The sequence below is a fragment of the Mangrovimicrobium sediminis genome (assembly GCF_004745945.1).
GTDB lineage: Bacteria > Pseudomonadota > Gammaproteobacteria > Pseudomonadales > Halieaceae > Mangrovimicrobium > Mangrovimicrobium sediminis.
Map to the genome: position 1 here is coordinate 1 of NZ_SRLE01000031.1, position 2,813 is coordinate 2,813.

The 2,813-nt window shown below is 48.8% G+C and carries 4 protein-coding genes; all 4 read left to right on the forward strand.

Annotated elements, in window-relative coordinates:
* Nucleotides 1-344: 344 nt before the first annotated feature.
* Nucleotides 345-713: a hypothetical protein gene (locus tag E4634_RS21005; RefSeq protein ID WP_135446648.1), complete on the forward strand. Its 369-nt coding sequence runs from the start codon at nucleotides 345-347 to the stop codon at nucleotides 711-713.
* Between the two features lie 87 nt (nucleotides 714-800).
* Nucleotides 801-1,280 (forward strand): hypothetical protein, encoded by a 480-nt coding sequence (locus E4634_RS21010; RefSeq protein ID WP_135446649.1) that lies wholly within the window; start codon nucleotides 801-803, stop codon nucleotides 1,278-1,280.
* Between the two features lie 428 nt (nucleotides 1,281-1,708).
* A complete protein-coding gene (locus E4634_RS21015) occupies nucleotides 1,709-1,972 on the forward strand; it encodes a hypothetical protein (protein WP_135446650.1) in 264 nt (87 codons plus the stop codon).
* 427 nt (nucleotides 1,973-2,399) lie between these two features.
* The gene (locus E4634_RS21020) at nucleotides 2,400-2,729 is read left to right on the forward strand and encodes a hypothetical protein (protein ID WP_135446651.1); all 330 of its coding nucleotides are present in this window, start codon (nucleotides 2,400-2,402) and stop codon (nucleotides 2,727-2,729) included.
* Nucleotides 2,730-2,813: the final 84 nt, after the last annotated feature.

A 2,813-nucleotide genomic window follows, 5' to 3' on the forward strand; every position in this document is an offset into this window, starting at 1 on the left:
TGAAGCGTTATGTGTTACTCGCAAATGCCGGGCGAACTTCCGATTGATTTCTTCACCCAGAAATCGGCAATCCATCTGGCGACAAAATCATCAGTTCTTGAGTGAATTCTGCCTTGCTCCACGCCCCGCGGTCCCAGGCGAAGTTTCGCGTATGAATCACTTTAGTTTGGTTGTGGCTGAGGTATTATCTCTAGGTCCCCGCCGTTTTGTTCATCGCGCTAAAGGAGTAGTGCTGTGCTTTTCAGGGTCCAGTCGCAACACATAACAAGTGCGGGCAGTTCGCTCCCTTCGGTCGCCGGACCGCGCTACCGCGCGTCCGCTGCCACAAAGCGTTAAATTTCATTATGGATCGAGAACTCAGAGAACAGCTTAAGAAAAACTTCCGAAAGGAAGTCTTTGATGTGCTTGAGCTAATCTCGTCCAAAGAGGAGCAGCTGGATTACCAGGAAAAGGCACCAATAGCCTATGTATCCGCAGAGTTATTCAACCAATGGGAAGATTGCTATCAAATACCTAAAGATCAGGATTGGTATCAAGAGGAATTCACAAAGGAAGAACTGGCTATATTTCAGGAATTTGATAAATCACTAGAGGTTGTAGCCGATGCCATCCCACAGAATCCACCAGACATTCGGGATTTCGTTAAAACAAGCGAATGGGAGCAGCTTTCAAATGCGGCAACTTGTGCCATTAATAAGCTCCGTAAAATTTAACAAGCGCAAGCAGGCAGGGACCACTTTTCCGCTGGCGCTCCAAAGTGGCCCCTGTTGCGGGCGTTATATTTCCTAAAGTGTCGTGCAATGGAATACGAAGGCTATCTAACACAAGAAGAAGTACTAGAGAGGGTTGAGAAGGCCTTTCCATTTGTGGAGAGGCCATTGGATGATGAGCTTTATCTTTTCGACGAAAGAGATTTAATGAGGACTCTAATTAGCCCTAAGCTATCTAAATTTACGGAGCCAGAGCTGCCATATGATGGTGTTATGCTTCTATACGATGAGTTTTCTTCCATAACTCATCAAGCTGTAAAGTGGATGTTTCCATCCATGTTAAGGATCATTATCAAAAATAGAGATGCATCTGGTAATCTGCATTGGTATTTGCCGACCTACTTTGAAAAAGTAGATTTTAATGGGTCCAATTCAGCTTACAATTTTTCCTGGCTCTCTGTAGAGCAGCTATCTGCGTTAAATTGTGTTTTTGAGTACATATCTGAAAAATACGGCGAGTCAATAAGTTATGCGCAGGAAACATTGCGAGAACTGGAGCAAAAAATATAACAATCTGGTCAAGTTCACTCCGCCCCTACGGGGCTGCGCGGGACAGCCAAACCGTTGGTTTGTCTGCCCCTTACCAGGGCGTTATGTGTTACTCGCAAATGCCGGGCGAACTCCTGGTTGATTTCCTTACCCCTAAATCGGCAGTCCTTCTGGCGACAAAATCATCAGGTCTTGAGTGAATTCTGCCTTGCTCCACTCCCCGCAATCCCAGGCGAAGTTTCGCGTATGAATCTCTTTAGTTTGGTCGTGGCTGGGGTATTATCTCTAGGTCCCAGCCTTCTAATTCATCGCGCTAAAGGAGTGGTGCTGTGCTATTCAGGGTCCCGTCGCAACACATAACAAGTGCGGGCAGTACGCGCCCTTCGGGCGCCGGACCGCGCTACCGCGCGTCCGCTGCCACCAAGCGTTATGTGCCGGGGCCGTAAGCGATGAATGGATTTTTGGCTTCGCTCAAATGGATTGTTGGAGCCGTCATTTTTATCGTGGGCTTGAATCTAGGGGTGGAAGCTTACAAGTCGGGGGAAAGCATCTTTTCTGCACTGGGCGTCGCGGGTTTTGGCGTAGTGTTCCTTCTTATAGTGAGCTTTCTTGGTGATTCGTCTGGATGTGGCGAAGGTGCGAACCAAGAAGAACTTGAGCGTTATCGCTCATCCAAGGATGGAAATGAACATAGCGAAGGCTGGCATGAGTAAGGCACATAACAAGTCAAGGCAGCAAGGGCGCTTCGCGCCGGGACCCGCTGACGCGGGCCCCTGCTTGAAGCGTTATGTGGTAGTTGCAAGTGGGGATTAAGTAAATGCGTTCGCTGGCTACCCTAGCATTTTTTGTCTCTCGGTTGCCAAGGTCATCTTCCGGTGGCGGGGCTCAGCCTTTCGCCACTCCCTGGTGCCTCAAAGTTGGGTTGTCACATGCAACATCTTGGTTGGGCAGAGTCCGCAACCAAATTGTCAGTTGCCAAGAAGGTTGTGCATGAGGGCTAATATGCAGGTTTTCCAATCAGGCATCCGTCGTGCCACATAACAAGTCAAGGCAGCATGGGCGCTTCGCGCCGGGACCGCCTAACGGCGGCCCCTGCTTGAAGCGTTATGTTTTCCGCCAGCATCGTGCGAGTCTATTGAGATGGAATTGATCTCAAAATATGGGATATATGCTTTCATAGTAGTCTTCTTCATATTCGTGATGTACTCGATGTTTACAAGAAAAGGAAGAGGCATGATCCTCGGGGGGAACATCGTGAGTACGTCCGGCGAAGAGATTGAGCAAAAGAGCGGAATGATCAGTAGAAGAATTCTGTCCCATACAGTGGAAGCAAAAGATGGCACCAAACACGTGGGAATCGAGATATCAGAAAATGCAATGCTTGGAAAAAGCCTAAAGTCCATAAGGCTTTCGCGCCAGGAAGCCGAGAAATTCGTACGAATGCTAAATGAATCTATCTCAAAAACATAACAAGTGCGGGCAGTTCGCGCCCTTCGGGCGCCGGACCGCGCTACCGCGCGTCCGCTGCCACAGGCGTTAATTGCCATCTTGAGC